The sequence below is a fragment of the Neorhizobium sp. 05N33 genome, from assembly GCF_056397445.1.
In genome coordinates, this window is sequence record NZ_JBFTNK010000002.1 from 360,289 (window position 1) to 378,171 (window position 17,883).

The following is a 17,883-nucleotide window of genomic DNA, read 5'->3' on the forward strand; positions in this document are numbered from 1 at the left end:
TTCCGAGTGCGCATCGCAAAAATGACGCTATCCGGACTGTAGCGGAATTTCCAACTTGCGTTACATATCGGCTACCGCCCCCATGCGGCGGATCGATCGGAGGGAGCATTATCATGGCGGATGAGACCGAAAGCCGGGCAGTCAATATCGACATCAACGGCAAGCTCAAGCGGTTCGATATCGATGACCCGGTGTTACCGGCCTGGATCGAGGAACGTGCTCTTGGCTCCGGCGGATATCCCCATGACGATAAGCTGGACAAGGACAAATACGCAAAGCAGCTTGAAAAGCTGCAGGTCGAGCTCGTCAAGGTGCAGTTCTGGCTGAAGGCGACCGGCAAGCGCATGATGGCGCTGTTCGAGGGCCGCGATGCGGCCGGCAAGGGCGGCACGATCTTTTCGATCAATGCCTATCTCAATCCGCGTTCGGCCCGCGTGGTGGCGCTCAACAAGCCGACGGAGACCGAGGCCGGCCAGTGGTATTTCCAGCGCTACATCTCGCATTTCCCGACCTCAGGGGAGATCGTGCTCTTCGACCGCTCCTGGTATAACCGGGCCGGCGTCGAGCCGGTGATGGGCTTCTGCACGCCGGAGCAGTACAAGGATTTCATGAAGGCGGTGCCGCGCTTCGAAGACACGATTTCCGACGAAGGCATCATCTTCTTCAAATTCTGGCTGGATATCGGCCGCGAGATGCAGCTCAAGCGTTTTCATGACCGGCGCCGCGATCCGCTCAAGATCTGGAAACTGTCGCCGATGGATATCGCCGCATTCAACAAGTGGGACGCCTATACCGAGAAGCGCGACGCGATGCTCGAAAAAACCCACAACAAGGAGACGCCGTGGGCCGTCGTGCGGGCCAACGACAAACGCCGCGCCCGCCTCAACGTCATCCGCCACATCCTGCTATCGCTCGACTATGAGGGCAAGGACAAGGACGCTGTCGGCGAGATCGACGACAAGATCTTCGGTTTCGGCCCGAAATTCCTGAAATAGACCTCATTGACCGGGCAGGATGCGCACCGAATAGAGCAGCACCGCCCGGTCCGCGCCGTCGATGCCGCTGTTGAAGATCAGGCGACCGGGCCGGTTGGGCGCGAGCGACCGCTCGAAGGTTACCCGGAAGAGGGCCTCCAGCTTCTCCTGCGTTGCCGTAAAGCGATGGCGACTGCAGCTGCCGAGGCTTCCGAAATCGCAGCGGACCGACAGCTGCGCGGAACTGTTCTGTCCCGACTGCAGGGTCAGCGCCACCGTCGAGCTCTTCCCGGCCATTTCGCGCAGCACTTCCGGTGGTACTTCGACAGAGACATCGCCGCCCTCGCCTGACGTTGCCGATGCGATGCGGACGGCCTGCCCTTCCGAGGCGGCGACCGTCTCGATTTTCGCCTGGCCGCCGGCTTTCATTTCCGCCGCCTTGGAGGGCACGAAGATTTCCACCCATTCATCCGAGAAGCCGCGGCGCGGATCGAAGGCGACCGGGCCTCCCGATCCCTGGCCGGCGACCGAGCGGTCCGCCGACTTCGTGGCTTCCTCGATGATCGATTGCACAAGGCCGGATTGATAGAACCACCAGCAGGCGCCGCCAACCACGCCGAGGGTGATGACCCAGGTCAGGAGATGCGACAGGAAACCGCGACGCTTTCGCGGTTTGGCGGCCCGCTCCGGGGGGACGCCCAGTCCGCTATCGGATGGCGGGCGGGCGTTCCTGTTCGTCCTGCCTGGCTTTGCCGCTTTCGCCTGAGGTGCCGGTTCGAATGGCTCGGCTTCGATCCGCTCGCCGCGCGCGGGGCTGACGCCGCCGAGATCGCCGGGAGACATGGCCGCGGCAGCTGGCGCGCGCGTCCCACCAGAAACAGTATCGACAGGCGGCGCGACGGACGGCGGCGCCGACCGTTGCTGTGTTTCCGGCCGCGGGCGAGCCTCCATGACCGGAGACTCCACCGCCATCGGTTCTGCCGCATATGGCAATTCCGGTTCGAGCTCGACGGCGGGGCCCGGCACCGGTTCGGCCAGGCGCTCGACTTCACTCATTTCGATCTCGTGGATCTTCCGCTCCAGAAGTTCATGCTGCTGCATGATGATCAGCCGGTCGGTAACGCCCTGCTTGCGAAGGCCGGCGTCCAGCGCCTGACGCGCCGACTGATAAATACGCGCCCTGATCTCCCGGTCCGCCCGGTTCGAGCGATCCAGTGCGTTCCTGATGGCCGTTTCCAAACCGCTCACTGCCGGTCCTTCTTCATACTCTTACCCACTGCGCGGGAGTTTACGTTTCGGTAACCTCTCCGCCGCCGAACTGCAAGCACCGCATTCGACTGCACCATGGCCAAAAATAAGGACAGGATATGTCGGGTGCCTTTGCCGGGCCTCCCGGCGATCTGCTTCGAAAATCTTTCCACCGGCTTTTCGGGGCCTCCGCGATCTGGTAGACGGATTTACGTTTGCGTAAAGGTCAATCGGGAGGTTTTTGATCCATGCTTCCAGCAGTCCTCAAGGACAGGCTTCGCCTGCCCGTGATCGCGTCGCCGCTGTTCATCATTTCCCACCCGGAACTAACGCTGGCGCAATGCAAGGCCGGCGTCGTCGGCGCCTTCCCGGCGCTCAATGCGCGGCCCGAAAGCCAGCTCGACGAGTGGCTGGCCATGATCACCGAGGATCTCGCCACCCATAACGCCGCCAATCCCGACAGGCCTGCCGCTCCCTTTGCCGTCAACCAGATCGTTCATACATCCAACAAGCGCCTGGAGCACGACCTGATGATGTGCGTGAAATACAAGGTGCCGATCGTCATCTCCTCGCTGGGCGCCGTGCCGGAGGTGAATGCCGCCGTGCATTCCTATGGCGGCATCGTGTTGCACGACATCATCAACAACCGCCACGCCAATTCGGCGATCCGCAAAGGTGCGGACGGACTGATCGCGGTCGCCGCCGGCGCCGGCGGGCATGCCGGCACGCTGTCGCCTTTCGCGCTGGTGCAAGAAATCCGGGAATGGTTCAACGGGCCGTTGCTGCTCGCCGGCGCGATCGCCACCGGCGGCGGCATCCTGGCGGCCGAGGCCATGGGCGCCGACATGGCCTATATCGGCTCGCCCTTCATCGCCACCAAGGAGGCGCGCGCCGTCGAGGGCTACAAGCGGATGATCGTCGACTCGAATGCCGCCGACGTCGTCTATTCCAACTATTTCACCGGCATCCACGGCAACTACCTCAAGGGTTCGATCACCGCCACCGGCATGGACCCGGACGCCCTTCCGGTCGCCGATCCGTCCAAGATGGATTTCGACCAGGCGGTCAGCGGACCGAAGGCCTGGAAGGAGATTTGGGGGGCAGGCCAGGGTGTCGGCGCGGTCAAGGCGGTGGTTCCGGTCGCGGAACTCGTCGATCGGCTGGAAAACGAATACCGGGCGGCGCGCGAGCGCCTCGCAGTTTAAACTAAGGGCTGGATAATAACCGTCTTTCCAGGAAAATCGTCGCGAAGCCAAAAAGCCCGCTTGAAATCGCAGGTCATTGCCTGTATCAGCCGCATCACTCGCAGCCCCGGCAAAACCGGTCGCTGCCCGTGCCGCTTTAGCTCAGGTGGTAGAGCACATCATTCGTAATGATGGGGTCGCAGGTTCGAGTCCTGCAAGCGGCACCAGTTATCCACCAATATTCGCATTAGTTTCAAGTACATAAGCCATTCCCGTTTTTACCCGATCCCCTCGCCTATCCACCCAAAAATGCTCGATCACGTTCCCGTGATTGGCAAAATACGGGCACAAAAAACCCCGCTCCATTCGCGAAGCGGGCAGGGCAGGGAACTGCGATTTGCTTAGGAGGCTCGGCCCTTCTTGATTGGATGGGCCGAAAGGAAAGCCTCGTCGGCTGCGATCAACTCGGCAATCTCCTCCCGACTGATTCGAGCGGTCGAATACAGGTCTGCCATCCTCCGCCGCTTCCATTCAATAGCGGCCTGATCTGGCGCGGGCGTCCTGATCTGTCTCTCGGTCGCCGCTTTCATGTTGGCAAGCATCCGATCGCGCTTGCTGTAGATCGCATCCTCATCCTCTGCCGTTAGATGCTGCTCGGCCACGACGCGATCGAAGATCAGCATGGCGTCATTGATTTCGAGGCGCGCATGATGGAGCCTCAGAGTGGCTTCGCCCTTGTGCCATGCCGTCCGGCGCGCGTCCCGAAGCAGCCGGTTATATTCCAGATCCGTTAGAGCCCCCTGGGGAAGGGGCTCCATGATGCGGCTCATGAACTGGTCGAGCTGCTTGCGCTTCTTGAGGGTGATGCTCATTCGCCTTCTCCATCGCTTTCGCGGGTGGCGCGCTCTAACGCGTCGTGCAATTCACCCTGCAGGTGGCTGATATGTCGTAGCGTCTCGACGATGCTTCCCATACTCCCCTCTGTCTCGCCCTGATCACTGATGTAATCAGCAGCGCCGCGAGTGACCTCCAGCAAGGCAAGGATGAGATAGCTGCGCTCAACGTCAGCCGACGTGATGGCTTCCCTGGTCTTCATCGTCATGCCCTCCCTGCCATGTCTATGACTGCCTGGATCAAGCGGGCGGTGTCTCCGAGGAACCCACGGTTCCCGATCTCCGACGCGAAAACGGGGCTGGCGGCAAGGATCTCTGCTTTGATCGCGAGGCCGGCGGGCGTGAAGGCGGGAATGCGCGAGATTTTGGAAGCCGCGCTGTCCGCCTTCACGCCACTGTTTGAAATCCGCTCTTTCACGGCATCGACGCCCGATGCAGCCCTGAGCCGTGCCGTCTCCGCCTCATAGACTTTAGCTACCGGAATCAATGACCGATATCTGCGGATCATATCTTCGCGGTAGGCACGGTTGCGATCGAGAGACTTTTCAGTCCGGCCGACCGGGTTGCATTTCTCCCAAGATGCAAGGCTCTCCAGAGCGTCCTCTGAAGTGATGACATGGAAACATGTTTCCTCGGCCTTGGCGCGCCGCTTGGCGTTGAAACGTTTGGTCAGGACGCTCGTGTCCCGCAACAAGAACCGGCCGGCTATATCGCGCTCGGGATTGCCGCCGCTTCCGTATGGCGAATGTGCGTTGGCGCCGCCCAAAAGGTCTTCGGGCGCGAGCGGCCACAGGTGCCGCCATTCGGCGACAAGCCATTCCAGCGCCGTCTTTGCCTGTTCATGCTCGGCGCGAGCTGCCAGCAGTTCACCGTGAGCCTGCAGCAGTGCGGGGTTCTCGGCGGTGGAAGCGGCTGCAGCCTTCGCCGGGGCAGGTGTTGCGACGACGGCGGCGGAAGCCGACGCGGCGGCGATGCCGGTAAGCAGGCTGCGGCGGTTTATCGTGGGTTCCAGGCTGGCGGCGACTGTGGTAGATTTGCTGATGGTCATTTTCGTTACCTTCACGAGGGGTTTCGTTGAGATCTTGGGTCGGGGAGGAGTTCGAGCTCCCTCCCGATCCACTTCGCTTTAGCGGGCTCCGATGGGGCGATAAGCGCGTGAGACGCTGAACGCGAACGTCAGTCTTCCGACCTTCAAGAACCTGATCCCGCCGACGCGGCTAGCGCTGATGTTGAACATCGTCGGTCTCTCCTTGCTATTTGATCCCTTAGAGATTATTTAATACATTAGGGTTATTGCTGCAAGCCCAATCGTATCATTTAATCTAAAAAGGATCATTTGTGAGAGCAGAGCAGGTACGGGCAGCGAGGGCACTGTTGCGTTGGTCGCAGGCAGACCTATCCGAGCGGTGCAAAGTGTCAGTCCCGACAATCAAGCGGCTAGAGGCAATGGAAGGGGACCTGTCAGGCCACCAAACCACAATTCTCGCGATCGAAGCCACGCTTGTGGAGGCTGGGATTGTCTTCATCGCTCAGAATGGCGGCGGTGCTGGCGTTCGGCTGGCGAAGCCTAAATAGAGATCGCGGGTGTGGAATAATGACAACCGTCAGACTTTACGTGCTGCAACCGGACGGCTCGCTTTTGTCACATTCGGAATCGCCTCTCTCGGGCTATGGGGCTTGCCCAAATGTAGGCGATACCCTTTGCTTTTCTTGGAGACACAGAGATCCGGAAAACTTCTCGGTGCAACGCCGCTATTTTGTCGATAACCGCGATGGGCACCAGGGCTGGGCTATCATCTTGCGACCGGTGGATAACGCCCCGCCGGTTCAGGCGCTTTTGAAGGAATGGTATATTGATGACGACTTGTGGGACGAACACGAGGCCGAAGATAAGCGAGAGGAAGAGGAAAAGGTTGAAAAACTTCTTGCGGCCCTGCGAGGGGCAGACGGGCCGATTCAACCGCCACTAAATTCTTTGGAGAGGTCTGCGATAAGCTGGCTTGCTTCGCGTAAGGCTGGATTGAAAGTGCCTATCAAAGCGATCCCCGGGTTTGGACCGAGCACGAAGAAGAAGCTCGCCGAGCGGGGTCTTATTTCTGCGACCAGTGATGACGGCACTCCCGATAAAAATGAACTGGTCTCCCTCACAGCGGAGGGGCGGCGGCTGTGGAAACTTCAAAAGGCGTACGACCACCCCGCGTGATGACTGGCTGGAGTTGACGGCGGAGCCGATCGTCAGCTCGCTCGCGAAAAAGCGCTTACCGCGAATCCAGATAATTCTACCAATCCTTCAACCCGTTATTAGGCTCGACATCGATCGCCGACGTGTCCACGGGCGCGACGACAATTGAGCCATCGGGTTCAAGTCGAACTGCAACGCCCTTTTCCCTGGCAACATCGGCAGCCAATCGGATTAGGGTCGGCGACCATCGCTTGCGCCGGTGTTCTGTAGTAGATTGCACGCTTCTAGCCTTCACGGGTTCGACCTTCTCCATCTCAGTTTTTTAGAAGTTGGGAGTGACTTGGCTATGGCAAAGGGGGGTGAAGCTTTTTTATATCCGCCGCGAGGCATGGCACGCGACGAAGCGGCGCGATACATCGGCGTAGACGTCGTCCAGTTCGAGAAGATGGTCGGCGATGCCCGCATGCCGGGACCGAAGCAAATCGACGGGTGCCGCGTTTGGGACAAGCTCGGACTCGATATAGCGTTTTCTGCGCTGCCCGCAGATAAGGTACTGCAGAAGGCCGAGAAGCCGGTCCCTGCTCACCTCCCGAACGCCTACGGGCCGGCGGCATTGGCAAAGCGCTGGCTGTGCTCCGAACGTCATGTCAGAAACCTTTGCGCCTCGGGTGAACTACCTAATTTCAAGCTCGGCGGTAAGTTGCTTCGTATACGCCGGCAAGACGTCGAGGATTTCGAAGCGCAGGCCGCTGTCAAACCTAGGAGAACGGATGATGGGCAACAGACCTGATCTGCCCCCTGTACGAATAACCAGAGCATCCTTCCGTCAAGCCGACCTAGAGCGGATCTTTCGGGCAGCCAAGAAGTCTGGCTCGATGGTAAAAATCGATCCTCTTACCCTCGCCGTTACCGTGTTTGCTATGCCTGGTAACGGCACTTACCTGCAGTCCGGCTTTGCTGCGGGCGGCCCTGAAAGCTGTGACGAGGAAGTGGAGGAGATAAGGCTGTGACCAAGAGCACGCTCTTCACCGCTGCCGAACTAAAAAGGATGGCCCAGATTGCCAACTCCGAAGGCGTCACCGTAGAGCTGGAACGCGACGGCACCATCGCCCGCGTGATGCCCTTCACGGCCACGCAGTACAAACAGCACAATCATTCGCGTGAGGAAGAGGCTGAAGCAGCGTTGGCGCGATGGGAGGCCGGCCGACAGAAACGAAAGTCGACGAAGGACCTGCCCGACGATTTTGCCCTGTAGCGCGTCAGGTAGCTGGTGCTGGAACCAATGCGCCTGCAGCCAGTTCTATTGCCGTCGCGAGAGCTAATCCCCCGTCCCTCATTAGATCGTTCGTCGCCCACGAACACGCTCTCGCGACACCCTCCCCTTGGATGCTTGGTCGGTCTCCCATTCCGCTTGCCGACGCCGTTGGGGCTCTATTTCGTCTCGATGATCGACATTCCTTCACCAACCGTCCCCGTTAAAGATGAGAATAGGCACCTGTTCTGCCAGATGGCGATCGAGATCCCTCTGCAGGATTTGATCCACGCCGCAGTGAAGGCCGGATGGGACGAGCCGGAGGTTCTGACGGCGATCATTGAGGTGGCTGACAACCTCATGTTGGCGCATGGCTCGAATGCAGAGCTGGACGCTCTCCTGAAGGCGCTGAAACGGAAGCTGGAATAGACGTACGACGGAACTAGGCGCTTGGTCCGCTTAGCCCATTGCGGTCGTCGCCTTGTTGTCGTTAAGTTTAAGCCCAGCCTACATCAACCCACTGGACCCCTCATGAGTGCGCGCCTTTCGACGGCCATCAGAATCGGAGATGCCGCTAGGGCGATACTCAGGAAAACTCGGACTTTTCCAGACCGGGGATTCGGAAATTATTCGGACCTAAGCGAAAGCAACCATATTGGCGTTGAGCCGATGCTTTTGGCGCTCTCGATGGAATTGGCGCTCAAAGCGTGGTTCGTTTTCGACTACGACAATCCCAAATTTGCCAAATCGCACGACCTGCTAAAGCTGTTCGAGCGCCTGAAGCCCGAAAGCCAAGCGAAACTCGACGCCGAGTTCAAGAGGGCGGTGGTCCCGTACCACCCCAACCATGTCTTCATCGACTACAACATTCGTCACATGCTGTGTCAGCACAAGGATGCCTTCATCGACTGGCGCTATCTGCACGAGCCAACGACAACGAAGAAGTTTGACGTGAGCGCTTTCGAGGCGACGCTCGAAATGGTTCTCCTGGAATTCCAGAAGAGATACCGCATTGAGCCGGTGACGACGCTTGGGCGGTGACTGGGGTTGCCATCACCAACCGTCCCCTGCCAAAGCTGCTCTCTCGCCTCAACGCGGTTTTACCGCAGATACCTAGAGCAAGCCGATACCCTCAATTTTGAGAGTTCCACCACCCTCGTAGAAAGCTATACCTATGCGGGTGATTTGCCGAGGAAGACGGAATGGAACTGGTTGTATATGGGTATCAGATCGTACCGGGCAGTGACGACTCTTTGGGATTCGAGGCTTCTCTAGAGGACTGCCAACGCGAAGCCGTGGCGGAGCGTGAAGAACTTAGGCGGCATGACCCGGATCTAGAGCCTTTGGGGGCCATGGCCATATATCGCTTCACTTTGGCTTGGCCCGATACCGAAGGGCTGCTTGCGGTCCTGAACGAGAAGACTTCGCTCCTTGACACCATTGTTGTCGATCGCAAGCGTGTAGGTGTTGTGGGCGACTGAGCGCTCGTAATCTATTGCCGGATTTGACTCCGAAGGGGACGTTCCAATTACAAAGATGATCGAGAGATCGCGGTACCAACACGGTTGAGTAACTATGATAACTCGCGTTCTCACCGTCGGCAGTATCGTTGCCGGCATCTTATCAGGAATAGGCCAAGCCTATCCAGACACGTTTCCAGCCGGGGATTTTCTCCTAGGCTGGACGGCTATCATTTTGGGAATATCCAGTCTGCTAACTGGCATAGCAGCAAAGATTCTTTTGGCTTTATCGATCGCTAGCGTGAAAAGACAGCTACTCGCCAACCTTCCAAAAGAACGACCGGTCGAGTTGGGCGGCGTAGTAGGCGATTTGGATTCGCAGCAGCTAGCTAGTGAAATCCTCGAACTTCTTAAGAGAAATGGGTTCTCGGTGACTAAGGTTCACCATATGCATACGATCCCGTTTGTGGGCGTACAAGTGGATACCGCCGGTCCGGTTTCAAAGATTGCTGTAGGAAAACTCCGCCCTTCCTAGCGAGTACGCGGCTCGAAAAACAGCTCACATGGCGTGACCATGTCGGCGGGCGGGCGCCGCCATCGTCTATCCAGATATCCCGACGCTAGATAGATATTGGGAATTTTCGCGGGCGTTTCCCAGCCCCGTATCACATCAGCAAAATCGTAGAACGAATCCCTGTTGACTCATCCCGAGATGAGAACATAATTAGAACATCCAAGCCGCCCACTGGGGTTGCTATCCACATATTATCCACAGCTTCAGCACGCTTCGGCGTGAAGGACTAGCCATGTCTGAAACAATCTCACCGTCGCCGTCCGACGGCACCGCAGATGAACTTGAATACATGTGGGCATTTATTCGGCCGATCGATGACCCCAGCAAGGAACTGCTGGCAGGGCTGGTAGAGCGGCGCGACGAGTCGTTTGAGTATTTCCGAGCCGATATATACGGAACTTTGCCTGACGACGAATGGCCCACGATGTCCTGGCTGGAGGTGGGCTTTGGCAAGTCGACGGGTGACTTCCGCATACTCTGGAAAAGCGGCGTGGGGCCGACTCCGGAACTCCCAGACAATCTGCTCACCGACTGGGGCAACGGTACGGGCCCGGAGGATGCCCTGAAGCAGCTCACCCACCAGATGAAGAACGAAGGCCGGCCAATGCTCGGAGTTTGCAGCGTCGAGCGGGTTCGCGACGGCGTGCGGGGCTATCGAGATGCTCCCAGGATCATCGGCTTCGACTTCAATTCAGAACTGCAAAAGGGCCATAAATGATAGAGTTCAAGCCAAACCCAGCGGCCAGCTCTCCCAGCGAACCGGCGCGGTCCTTGCCGCCAAATTCTGCGGTCGAGGTTGAGCCCGTACCCGATGCGATCTCGGTCGAGGCGGACGGTAATGCTTGTTCCATTCCCGCACCCCTGGTGCTTTCGTCCGATCTGCCGCCGAGGAAACCGGCGAAGCGCCGTCCCGCTGCGCCCAAGAAGCCGCGGGTGGCCGAAGCGGTCGATGCCGACAACGCTCCGCTTATGCTCAATGTGGACAGATGACGACCATGCAGCCCGAACCGCAGACGCAATCCGAGATCGACATCCAATGGGAAGTTGAGGCGGTGCTCGCCTGGCACGATGACGACGCCAGAGCGGCAATCGCGACATTGCTGGAGGATAACAGGCATTTGCGGAAGCAATTGGCGTTGGCGGAGTTCGCGGGAAGCCGAGGGTTCGCCCGCGGCTGGCGGCCGCGTTATGAGCGGTGATCTGTGCCCAGCGTAGAATACAAAGGCGGTGCCCATCCCTATTCTGAAGCCAAGATCCCCCGGTTGCTCGATGCCCACCAGAACGGGCAATTCGTCAAGGTGACCTGCAAATGGTGCCGTCCCCAGATTACAAGAAATTATCGTCCCATGGACATCGCGAAGCTTGTCGGCGACCGCCACGTGATGGAACTTCAACATCGCTTCCGTTGCGAAAAATGCAGAAGGAACGATTATATGGAAGTGTCCTTCGAAATGGTCATTGGCGATAGGATCAAGGGATTTCCTGTTCGGGAACTCGTCGAGATCAGGACCGTGAAGCGGCCGGTTTGGCGCGATATCAAATTGTAACGGTGAGAGCGAATGTGCAACCTCTACAATGTCACCACGAGCCGCGAGGCTGTCCTGCAGTTCACCAAATCCTTCCGGGACAAGGCCGGTTGGAACCAGCCCTCGCTTGATGTCTATCCCGGCTACCAGGCGCCGGTCGTCCGCGTCGGAGAGGACGGGCAGCGGGAAATCGCCAGCCTGACATGGGGGATGCCATCGCCGCCGGCCTTCGTGAAAAACTACGACCCCGGCGTCACCAACATCCGCAACGTCAGCTCGCCGCACTGGAGACGCTGGCTCGGCCCGACCAGCCGCTGCGTGGTCCCGTTCACGTCTTTCGCGGAACCGGACCCTGCCAGGAAGGTCATGGGCGGCCGCGTGCCGAACGCCTGGTTCGCCGGCAGCGAGGATCGCCCCTTGATGTTCTTCGCCGGTTTCTGGACGCCGTGGCGGGGTATTCGCAAGGTTCGAGACGGAGAGCGGGAATATGAGCTGTTCGGGTTCCTGACGACTGAGCCCAACGAGGTCGTTTCTCCGATCCATCAGAAGGCAATGCCGGCGATCCTCACGACGCCGGCAGAGGTCGACCTGTGGCTTACGGCACCATGGGAGGAGGCCAAGCATCTGCAGCGGCCGCTACCGGGAAACATGCTGGTGATCGTGGAGCCGCCGACCAGTCCGATTGAAGAGGTCCCGACTTTGCTTTGAGCGATGAAAGTCGGGCGCCGCGCTTCATTCCGGCAAGATAACGGGGAACGCGCTACATTGATCAGCCGGGACGGCACTCGTAGAATAGTCGCGGGAGGGCAAAATGGACAAAATCGTAAAGATTTGGGATCAAGAAGTCACAGTCAGCCTCCATCAAAGCTCAAAGAGCGTATGGCACGCCGTAGGGCAATACATGGGCCAGCGCATTGAGACCAAGGGTAGGACGTGGTCGCAGGCTTTAAATCTTTGGCGGGGTGCAGCGACCTACAAAGGCAATGGCTGATGAGTTCGACCACCGACTTCATTTCAGAGCTGGTCCGGGCCGCGAACGAGGTCGAAAAGCTGCGCGGTGATGAAGCGCGCCAGCTACTCAATCGCGCGATAACAACGATCCGCGATATGCGGGAGACAATCGGCATACCCGGGGGCCATACCGCGGCCGACGCTGTGATCGACCTGCAGACGACAGCCGTGGCCTTGGGGTTGGGCAATCGATCGCCTGATCAGGTCAAGGCCGCATTGCTCGATGCCGCCGGCATAATCCGGGACCTGCATATCGTGCTTGATACGGGGACGGAGATCCAGATTGGGGCCGGACATAAGAATGATCCATGACCTCATACCGGCCGATACAAAGATTAGTGGACCACTAACTGGCCAATGCGCCGACCAACCGATTATGGACGTGACTTTTTACGACCGTAGCGAATATGGTCCCCTTTGTAACGAGGCGCCACATTGAAAAAATTAACCACTCGGGCAATTCTCCGGCACATTCGTCGCGCTCGAAGGCAGCTCCGCCGCATTCAATCACGGCCGACGAACTCATTTTTGAGTTTGTCGAAGCCTCGGGCGCCTGTTCGCCCTCAGCATAAGCCACTAAACCGGGTTGCTCGCCCGCTTAGTTTAATCGCACCAGCACGCATCATTGCCCCCGGCAGCCATGCTCCACACGAGTTTATTGTGCCGCCGTCCAACTTTTCACTTCGGCAGAACTACGATCAAGTTGCTGGATTTTTCAGTCATCTTCGCTCACTGGTTTACAATGATCTGATTTTCTCCCGGCAACCTTTTGGGATCGAGTTTTCGGCGCTCAAATCTCTGGCACCGGGCGCCGCATTGATGTTGGCTGGTGAACTGTATCGAATTCAGCGTTTCTTGGGTCTGCGGTTCTCAGCTGTAAGGCAGGATGAATGGAATCCTTCCGTTCGGAAACTGCTGCATGAACTAGGTCTTTTTGATCTGCTCGCCACACCCAATGTTCAGCGATCATTCCTACCCCCGAGGGAAGATGACGTCGATATAATAAAGTTCAGCGTCGATACCGAGGTAACAGGGGAGAAGTGCGGGCACTTGCTCGACTGCCTATCGGAAATAGCAGGCATCATACCAGCCGAGAATTTCATTTACGATGGCCTCATTGAAGCGTTGAAAAACTCAAAGCATCACGCATATTCAGAAAAGGGCCAGTGGTTTGGTGTCGAGCAAGGCACATGGTTCATGACAGGTTCGTACGATAGATCAAAGAAAAGACTTACTGCCGCGGTTTTGGATTTGGGAGTAGGTATTCCGCATACCCTTCCTCGATCAGGCATCTGGGAACACCTGCGGCCCCTTCTGAGTTTGGGGTTGAAGTCCGACGATGGAAATATGATTGCAGCAGCTATGGAATATGGCAGGACTCGAACGACCCTCAAGGAGCGTGGCCGAGGCCTCCCCATAATCATGCGCCTTTTGGACCATCACAAGGGCTATCTTCGAATCGTGAGTGGCCGGGGGGAAGCGATGTATGATAGCTTGACAAAAACCATTCAAGCGACTAGCCACCACGAATCTCTCGGCGGCACATTGATTGAGTGGAGCATTGAACAATGATGGGCGGGCTCAAATCGATGGCTGAGAAGATCATCAACGTAGCTAAGGAGTTTTCGCGTACTCCGGGCGGCCGCTATTATTCTGACGGCCCCGCGTCTGGCCAAGAATTCCGCGAAAAAATTCTGCTTCCGGCGCTCAGGGACTATGAAACCGTTGTCATCGAACTCGATGGCACTCGGGGTTATCCCTCCTCTTTTTTGGAGGAGGCATTCGGCGGAGCAATTCGGGAACTCAAAATAAGCTCAACAGAGTTCCTGTCCCGGATAAAGCTCATAGCATCCTCAAACTTTGATATATATGTACAGGATATCAGGACCTACGTCGACCAGACGACGAATGCCTGATATCTTCCAGACACTTTTTGTCTCCATTATAGGTGGCCTGGCGACGGGCATCACCGGCCTTTTCGGCTTAGCTCTTACGCAGCGTTATACCGACAATCGGAAGCTCATTGACGCTACACTCAAAGAACTTGAAGAGCTGACAAACGAATGTGCTAAGGCGTCCTCTCAGGTCTGGAGCAGAGTTGGGAACCCGGAGGCTCCTGAAGTTTCGGAGACTATCTGCCTGTTACACGATATATCTGGCCTCATCTCGTTTGTTAAACAACGGGTGTCCACTGCCGGTCTCAGAATCGACTCGGCTCACCTGAATTTCCGTCGAGCTGCCAGTGGTGGCAATTTTGACGTAAAGGACCGCTCGGCGGATATTGCCCGCGTCGGAGAGGTTAGATCAGCCGCAGCGGCTCTGAAAATGGCGGCGCGGACAATAATCTACGAGCGGAACCGAATCGGGCTCTACTAGCTAAGTTCCTGATGAGCCGGCCCGCTGCCTCTCGACACGATCAAGCCGCTCTCGAAGATCCAGGATAATATCCCGCTGGCCGTAGACGCTGCCTTGTGCGGTCTTCACCTCGTCGATGTCACGCTGCTGGTCCTGAAAGCCCAGGTTCCCACGAGATGCGAACCGACTTATGTGGCTCGCTTCGACGGCACGATGGCCCTTCGGCCGTCGCCGAATCCCGCGGCATTTTTCGGTTTGGTGGTGTTAAGATGCGTGAAATTCCGCTTTCGAAACCTCCTCGCGCGGCGGGGGCCCCGCTGCGGGTCTGCGAGGCTGGGCTTTCTAAATTTCTGCTTTTACAGTGGACGATTTTTTGTCACAATTGATAGATGTAGTAGCTGTGCACAGCGTGGGGATTGCGGGATGGAAAGCAACAAGCAGTACTTTTACTTGTTTGGAAGGCGGGTAGCCTGCTTGGTCTATGATGTAGCGGCACGCGAACTTCGCCTCAAATATCGAAGCGGGCGTGACTGTACCTATGTCGGCGTTACCCCGGTCCAGGTCCTGGCGCTTGTTTCCGGGACATTGAAGAAAATTGTACCGTCGTGGATCTCCGCCATTTCCCCGTTCGCGTTTGTCTTTTAGACCTAGCTAGGACCTCATCACTCCCCGACTTCATTGATTTGTGGTAATGGGGAACGGCTACCGCGAAGTCCTGCCCTGTTGCGCGGCCTCCATCCTCTGCAAAATCTCTTTCACCACCTGGATATCGGACGCCTGCTTGTTGAAGCCGGTCTGGAGGTCCTTGATGGATGACGTGATGCTGACGGCAGACTGTTCGGCAACCGTAACGCGATAGGTGAGATTGTCGATCTTTCGGTCAACATCATTGCCGCGGACCTCCTCGGCGCGAAGGCGCTCGTTGAAGCTGGCCTCTCGTGCCCGGGTCTCCGCGAGGCGCTCCTTGTGATAGTCCTCATGGGATAGCCGCCATTTCTTCAGGTCTTCGATGTCGCGGGTCGTGTTCGTCCAGATATAGATTCCGCCCGCTAGCATCCCGATCAACGTCATCAGGTTGATGATCGTATTAAGGTTCCATTCTAGTTTGGCTGCTTTTCTCGGAAGCTGCATATCATCAATCCCTGTCATTATTCCCGCTGCCCTTTTCAATGCGTCAGTCTGAGTTGGCTTGTTTGTTCTGGTTTCGATCCCGTTGACCATGAGGCAGGCGACTCCATTTCCCCGATGCGAAAAGGAGGCGCGTGAATGCGACAATGCAAATCATGTCAGGATACCGGCTGGGTCTGCGAGGCTCATCCAACAAAAGCTTGGAGTGGAACGCGCTGCTGCGGCTGTGGCGCTGCGGGCATGCCCTGCCCCCGTTGCTCATCAGAGCTCGCATGGGATAAGCCGCCCGACTATTCGCAGATTTTCAGATCAGTAACCCACTTGGCGGGCAAGAAGGTCAATTGACCGGATACTTACCGGCCGTCTTCTGGTCATGCGCCAGGCATTCCCCAGGCGTCCAGACACCCGCCCCACACACGCCGGCAACCGTGTCATCGATGGCCTCCTGGTCAACTGGTGTTGCGCCTTTGGCGCCGATCAGTGCCGTGCCGACAATTGCCCTAGCCGTGCGGGACAGTTGCTCCTTCGAGGCACTGACCTGTTGAGTTGAGGTACACGCCGCCGCGCTCACGGCACATGCGACGGTTAAAGCGAGCCTTGTCAGCTTCATTGCTCAGTTCTCCTACTGCTTTGTCGGTTGCTGCCTGCATGGAGGCGCGCTCGACGGCGCGCGCCTCCTCCTTCGCGTCTGGTAGCCACCAGACCGCGTTGATGGTGGTGAAGACGGCGAAGCCGAGCACCAGTCCGCCGGCCACACCGATCGCCATGCTGATCTTGTCGGTGATCATGCTTCCACCGCAGCTTTGATCTTGCCGACCGCTGAGACGACGGAGTTCTGGAGCAAGAGGCCAAGGATCAGCGTGATCAGGATGACGATTGCGAGCACCGCAACCACCTGCCAATCCATTCCGGCCAAGGCAGCCAGGCCAAGGCCACCGAACGATCCGCCGCCGCCAAAAAGACCGAACAGGCTGAACTTGCGTTTGACCTGCGCCTCGACGGCGGCCGGCACCACGGCCTTCTCTTCGATCACAGGCGAGGCGGAGAAGGCCGCCATCTGCACCGATGCTCCCGACAGGGCGAGCAGATCCTTGTGCAAGGCCGCGCGTGTCTTCGGCCCGACGTCGCCGTCGATGTCGAGACCGCGTTCGGACTGGTAGCGGCGGATGTCCGTCTCGGTCGGCTGGTAGCCCAGCAGAACTAGCGAGATCCGGCCATAGTAGTCGATGCGGTCGACCAGGCCGTTCTTACCGCCGTTGATCTTCTTGGTGATCGTCTCGATGTCGTTGCGATCGGCATAGGCGTTCAGGTTCCGGGTCGACCAGTACCATAGCGGCGCCAGCCCCTCCCACGGATCGGTGTTGACGAGATCCGGCTGGGCAACGAAATCCGGCGGATTATAACCCATCTCTCGGCACCAATCGCGGAAGGCCTGATAATTCGCCCTGCCGGTGACCTGGATGCCGGCGCGGCCGCGGTAGAGGTACCCGTCGCCGTCAGCTTGTGGCGTGTTGCCGAGATCGGTGCGGGTGTCATACCGGGCCTGTGCCGGCGTCGGTCCCCACACCTCCTGATCGAAGCGGAAGGCGCCGCTCTCGTGCATCAGCTGCGCAAGGTAATGCGCGACGCGGTGCGGGCGGTTGAGCCCCAGATCCAGCCCAAACTTGTCGATCGCGACCAGGACGGAGTTCATGTTGCCTTCATTGACGCGCGATTTTGCGGCCGCGCGGATTTGCGCGGCGGTGATGACGCTCATGGTGATGTCCTTTGGGGTTGAGTTAGAGAGGCGCATCCAGCGCGCGAGCCTAGCTCACACGGTGTACCCTGTTTGGGTGATGCGCTATCCTATAAGCTGTGCGATGTTCCCACCGCCAAGAGACTATTGAGGGCTCGAACGGGGAAAACGGGTCGAGCCCTCTTCTTTCGGAACCTGTTTGTTCTGCGTCGGGTTGAGGGCCTTCACCCTGGCGGACCAGTGCGGGCCCTTGTTGGCCAATGATCCAATCCACGAATTTTACCATGTCCTAAATAACCACTCGACACCTTGGTCGAGCGGTGTTTCAATTTGGCACAGCGAGGGCGTGAGGGCGGATTGA

General features: G+C 58.1%; 26 protein-coding genes and 1 tRNA gene. 20 read left to right on the forward strand and 7 right to left on the reverse strand.

The genetic code is table 11. The features are described from left to right. Positions 1-113: 113 nt before the first annotated feature. The gene (ppk2, locus tag AC1DLT_RS06015) at positions 114-995 is read left to right on the forward strand and encodes a polyphosphate kinase 2 (RefSeq protein WP_477486160.1); all 882 of its coding nucleotides are present in this window, start codon (positions 114-116) and stop codon (positions 993-995) included. A 3-nt stretch (positions 996-998) separates the two neighbouring features. Here ppk2 and AC1DLT_RS06020 read toward each other — a convergent pair whose 3' ends face one another. Beyond that, positions 999-2,222, reverse strand: a complete 1,224-nt coding sequence (locus AC1DLT_RS06020; protein WP_477486161.1) for a hypothetical protein — start codon at positions 2,220-2,222, stop codon at positions 999-1,001. 248 nt (positions 2,223-2,470) lie between these two features. Here AC1DLT_RS06020 and AC1DLT_RS06025 point away from each other — a divergent pair, with 248 nt between their 5' ends. Together AC1DLT_RS06025 and AC1DLT_RS06030 are read left to right on the forward strand one after the other, a co-directional pair. Beyond that, positions 2,471-3,427: an NAD(P)H-dependent flavin oxidoreductase gene (locus AC1DLT_RS06025; protein WP_477486162.1), complete on the forward strand. Its 957-nt coding sequence runs from the start codon at positions 2,471-2,473 to the stop codon at positions 3,425-3,427. Positions 3,428-3,557: 130 nt separating this feature from the next. Continuing rightward, a tRNA-Thr gene (locus AC1DLT_RS06030) sits at positions 3,558-3,633 on the forward strand. Between the two features lie 174 nt (positions 3,634-3,807). On the opposite strand, the gene AC1DLT_RS06035 is transcribed toward AC1DLT_RS06030, so the two are convergent. Genes AC1DLT_RS06035 through AC1DLT_RS06045 form a run of 3 tightly spaced genes read right to left on the reverse strand, consistent with a single transcriptional unit; the run spans position 3,808 to position 5,347 of the window. Continuing rightward, the gene (locus AC1DLT_RS06035) at positions 3,808-4,278 is read right to left on the reverse strand and encodes a hypothetical protein (RefSeq protein ID WP_477486163.1); all 471 of its coding nucleotides are present in this window, start codon (positions 4,276-4,278) and stop codon (positions 3,808-3,810) included. After that, on the reverse strand, positions 4,275-4,508 hold the full coding sequence (locus AC1DLT_RS06040; RefSeq protein ID WP_477486164.1) for a hypothetical protein: 234 nt from the start codon (positions 4,506-4,508) through the stop codon (positions 4,275-4,277). Before AC1DLT_RS06040 ends, AC1DLT_RS06035 begins: the two co-directional genes overlap by 4 nt. After that, complete coding sequence (locus AC1DLT_RS06045) at positions 4,505-5,347, reverse strand: hypothetical protein (RefSeq protein WP_477486165.1); 843 nt, start codon at positions 5,345-5,347, stop codon at positions 4,505-4,507. The genes AC1DLT_RS06040 and AC1DLT_RS06045 overlap by 4 nt, the downstream gene beginning before the upstream one ends. 290 nt (positions 5,348-5,637) lie before the next feature. Here AC1DLT_RS06045 and AC1DLT_RS06050 point away from each other — a divergent pair, with 290 nt between their 5' ends. The 17 genes from AC1DLT_RS06050 to AC1DLT_RS06130 all read left to right on the forward strand — a co-directional run bounded on the left by AC1DLT_RS06050 (position 5,638) and on the right by AC1DLT_RS06130 (position 14,680). Next, positions 5,638-5,874 carry a helix-turn-helix domain-containing protein gene (locus AC1DLT_RS06050; RefSeq protein ID WP_477486166.1) on the forward strand — a complete coding sequence of 79 codons (237 nt, stop codon included), beginning with the start codon at positions 5,638-5,640 and terminating at the stop codon, positions 5,872-5,874. 19 nt (positions 5,875-5,893) lie between these two features. Further along, positions 5,894-6,502: a hypothetical protein gene (locus AC1DLT_RS06055; protein WP_477486167.1), complete on the forward strand. Its 609-nt coding sequence runs from the start codon at positions 5,894-5,896 to the stop codon at positions 6,500-6,502. A 325-nt stretch (positions 6,503-6,827) separates the two neighbouring features. Continuing rightward, positions 6,828-7,271, forward strand: coding sequence for a helix-turn-helix domain-containing protein (locus AC1DLT_RS06060; protein WP_477486168.1), 444 nt, complete (start codon positions 6,828-6,830; stop codon positions 7,269-7,271). An 85-nt stretch (positions 7,272-7,356) separates the two neighbouring features. After that, a complete protein-coding gene (locus tag AC1DLT_RS06065) occupies positions 7,357-7,491 on the forward strand; it encodes a hypothetical protein (protein ID WP_477486169.1) in 135 nt (44 codons plus the stop codon). Beyond that, entirely contained in the window at positions 7,488-7,736 is a 249-nt protein-coding gene (locus tag AC1DLT_RS06070) for a hypothetical protein (protein ID WP_477486170.1), read from the forward strand. Before AC1DLT_RS06065 ends, AC1DLT_RS06070 begins: the two co-directional genes overlap by 4 nt. Positions 7,737-7,925: 189 nt before the next feature. Beyond that, positions 7,926-8,162, forward strand: a complete 237-nt coding sequence (locus tag AC1DLT_RS06075; protein ID WP_477486171.1) for a hypothetical protein — start codon at positions 7,926-7,928, stop codon at positions 8,160-8,162. A 102-nt stretch (positions 8,163-8,264) separates the two neighbouring features. Further along, positions 8,265-8,774: a hypothetical protein gene (locus AC1DLT_RS06080; RefSeq protein ID WP_477486172.1), complete on the forward strand. Its 510-nt coding sequence runs from the start codon at positions 8,265-8,267 to the stop codon at positions 8,772-8,774. Between the two features lie 161 nt (positions 8,775-8,935). Further along, positions 8,936-9,214, forward strand: coding sequence for a hypothetical protein (locus AC1DLT_RS06085; RefSeq protein WP_477486173.1), 279 nt, complete (start codon positions 8,936-8,938; stop codon positions 9,212-9,214). A gap of 94 nt (positions 9,215-9,308) precedes the next feature. Continuing rightward, the gene (locus AC1DLT_RS06090; protein WP_477486174.1) at positions 9,309-9,728 is read left to right on the forward strand and encodes a hypothetical protein; all 420 of its coding nucleotides are present in this window, start codon (positions 9,309-9,311) and stop codon (positions 9,726-9,728) included. A 271-nt stretch (positions 9,729-9,999) separates the two neighbouring features. Then, positions 10,000-10,485, forward strand: coding sequence for a hypothetical protein (locus AC1DLT_RS06095; RefSeq protein ID WP_477486175.1), 486 nt, complete (start codon positions 10,000-10,002; stop codon positions 10,483-10,485). Between the two features lie 268 nt (positions 10,486-10,753). Continuing rightward, positions 10,754-10,966, forward strand: a complete 213-nt coding sequence (locus AC1DLT_RS06100; RefSeq protein ID WP_477486176.1) for a hypothetical protein — start codon at positions 10,754-10,756, stop codon at positions 10,964-10,966. Positions 10,967-10,969: 3 nt separating this feature from the next. After that, positions 10,970-11,314 carry a hypothetical protein gene (locus AC1DLT_RS06105; RefSeq protein ID WP_477486177.1) on the forward strand — a complete coding sequence of 115 codons (345 nt, stop codon included), beginning with the start codon at positions 10,970-10,972 and terminating at the stop codon, positions 11,312-11,314. Between the two features lie 12 nt (positions 11,315-11,326). Beyond that, a complete protein-coding gene (locus AC1DLT_RS06110; protein WP_477486178.1) occupies positions 11,327-12,001 on the forward strand; it encodes an SOS response-associated peptidase in 675 nt (224 codons plus the stop codon). Positions 12,002-12,283: 282 nt separating this feature from the next. Further along, positions 12,284-12,616, forward strand: a complete 333-nt coding sequence (locus AC1DLT_RS06115; RefSeq protein WP_477486179.1) for a hypothetical protein — start codon at positions 12,284-12,286, stop codon at positions 12,614-12,616. 123 nt (positions 12,617-12,739) lie between these two features. Continuing rightward, positions 12,740-13,876: a hypothetical protein gene (locus tag AC1DLT_RS06120; RefSeq protein WP_477486180.1), complete on the forward strand. Its 1,137-nt coding sequence runs from the start codon at positions 12,740-12,742 to the stop codon at positions 13,874-13,876. Then, positions 13,873-14,220, forward strand: a complete 348-nt coding sequence (locus tag AC1DLT_RS06125) for an STAS-like domain-containing protein (RefSeq protein WP_477486181.1) — start codon at positions 13,873-13,875, stop codon at positions 14,218-14,220. The genes AC1DLT_RS06120 and AC1DLT_RS06125 overlap by 4 nt, the downstream gene beginning before the upstream one ends. Next, positions 14,213-14,680 carry a hypothetical protein gene (locus AC1DLT_RS06130; RefSeq protein WP_477486182.1) on the forward strand — a complete coding sequence of 156 codons (468 nt, stop codon included), beginning with the start codon at positions 14,213-14,215 and terminating at the stop codon, positions 14,678-14,680. The genes AC1DLT_RS06125 and AC1DLT_RS06130 overlap by 8 nt, the downstream gene beginning before the upstream one ends. Before the next feature lie 681 nt (positions 14,681-15,361). Here AC1DLT_RS06130 and AC1DLT_RS06135 read toward each other — a convergent pair. The 3 genes from AC1DLT_RS06135 to AC1DLT_RS06145 form a co-directional block, all read right to left on the reverse strand. Further along, complete coding sequence (locus tag AC1DLT_RS06135; protein WP_477486183.1) at positions 15,362-15,880, reverse strand: hypothetical protein; 519 nt, start codon at positions 15,878-15,880, stop codon at positions 15,362-15,364. A 407-nt stretch (positions 15,881-16,287) separates the two neighbouring features. Next, positions 16,288-16,575, reverse strand: a complete 288-nt coding sequence (locus AC1DLT_RS06140; RefSeq protein ID WP_477486184.1) for a hypothetical protein — start codon at positions 16,573-16,575, stop codon at positions 16,288-16,290. Then, positions 16,572-17,543 (reverse strand): glycoside hydrolase family 19 protein, encoded by a 972-nt coding sequence (locus tag AC1DLT_RS06145; protein ID WP_477486185.1) that lies wholly within the window; start codon positions 17,541-17,543, stop codon positions 16,572-16,574. The genes AC1DLT_RS06140 and AC1DLT_RS06145 overlap by 4 nt, the downstream gene beginning before the upstream one ends. Positions 17,544-17,883 lie beyond the last annotated feature (340 nt).

Coding starts and splice junctions, on each gene's coding strand:
- ppk2 (WP_477486160.1), top strand. CDS start 114: ATGGCGGATGAGACCGAAAGCCGGGCAGTCAATATCGACATCAACGGC.
- AC1DLT_RS06045 (WP_477486165.1), bottom strand. CDS start 5,347: ATGACCATCAGCAAATCTACCACAGTCGCCGCCAGCCTGGAACCCACG.
- AC1DLT_RS06080 (WP_477486172.1), top strand. CDS start 8,265: ATGAGTGCGCGCCTTTCGACGGCCATCAGAATCGGAGATGCCGCTAGG.
- AC1DLT_RS06100 (WP_477486176.1), top strand. CDS start 10,754: ATGACGACCATGCAGCCCGAACCGCAGACGCAATCCGAGATCGACATC.
- AC1DLT_RS06145 (WP_477486185.1), bottom strand. CDS start 17,543: ATGAGCGTCATCACCGCCGCGCAAATCCGCGCGGCCGCAAAATCGCGC.
- AC1DLT_RS06035 (WP_477486163.1), bottom strand. CDS start 4,278: ATGAGCATCACCCTCAAGAAGCGCAAGCAGCTCGACCAGTTCATGAGC.
- AC1DLT_RS06140 (WP_477486184.1), bottom strand. CDS start 16,575: ATGATCACCGACAAGATCAGCATGGCGATCGGTGTGGCCGGCGGACTG.
- AC1DLT_RS06095 (WP_477486175.1), top strand. CDS start 10,000: ATGTCTGAAACAATCTCACCGTCGCCGTCCGACGGCACCGCAGATGAA.
- AC1DLT_RS06025 (WP_477486162.1), top strand. CDS start 2,471: ATGCTTCCAGCAGTCCTCAAGGACAGGCTTCGCCTGCCCGTGATCGCG.
- AC1DLT_RS06130 (WP_477486182.1), top strand. CDS start 14,213: ATGCCTGATATCTTCCAGACACTTTTTGTCTCCATTATAGGTGGCCTG.
- AC1DLT_RS06085 (WP_477486173.1), top strand. CDS start 8,936: ATGGAACTGGTTGTATATGGGTATCAGATCGTACCGGGCAGTGACGAC.
- AC1DLT_RS06065 (WP_477486169.1), top strand. CDS start 7,357: ATGGTAAAAATCGATCCTCTTACCCTCGCCGTTACCGTGTTTGCTATG.
- AC1DLT_RS06115 (WP_477486179.1), top strand. CDS start 12,284: ATGAGTTCGACCACCGACTTCATTTCAGAGCTGGTCCGGGCCGCGAAC.
- AC1DLT_RS06060 (WP_477486168.1), top strand. CDS start 6,828: ATGGCAAAGGGGGGTGAAGCTTTTTTATATCCGCCGCGAGGCATGGCA.
- AC1DLT_RS06110 (WP_477486178.1), top strand. CDS start 11,327: ATGTGCAACCTCTACAATGTCACCACGAGCCGCGAGGCTGTCCTGCAG.
- AC1DLT_RS06090 (WP_477486174.1), top strand. CDS start 9,309: ATGATAACTCGCGTTCTCACCGTCGGCAGTATCGTTGCCGGCATCTTA.
- AC1DLT_RS06135 (WP_477486183.1), bottom strand. CDS start 15,880: ATGGTCAACGGGATCGAAACCAGAACAAACAAGCCAACTCAGACTGAC.
- AC1DLT_RS06125 (WP_477486181.1), top strand. CDS start 13,873: ATGATGGGCGGGCTCAAATCGATGGCTGAGAAGATCATCAACGTAGCT.
- AC1DLT_RS06055 (WP_477486167.1), top strand. CDS start 5,894: ATGACAACCGTCAGACTTTACGTGCTGCAACCGGACGGCTCGCTTTTG.
- AC1DLT_RS06075 (WP_477486171.1), top strand. CDS start 7,926: ATGATCGACATTCCTTCACCAACCGTCCCCGTTAAAGATGAGAATAGG.
- AC1DLT_RS06040 (WP_477486164.1), bottom strand. CDS start 4,508: ATGACGATGAAGACCAGGGAAGCCATCACGTCGGCTGACGTTGAGCGC.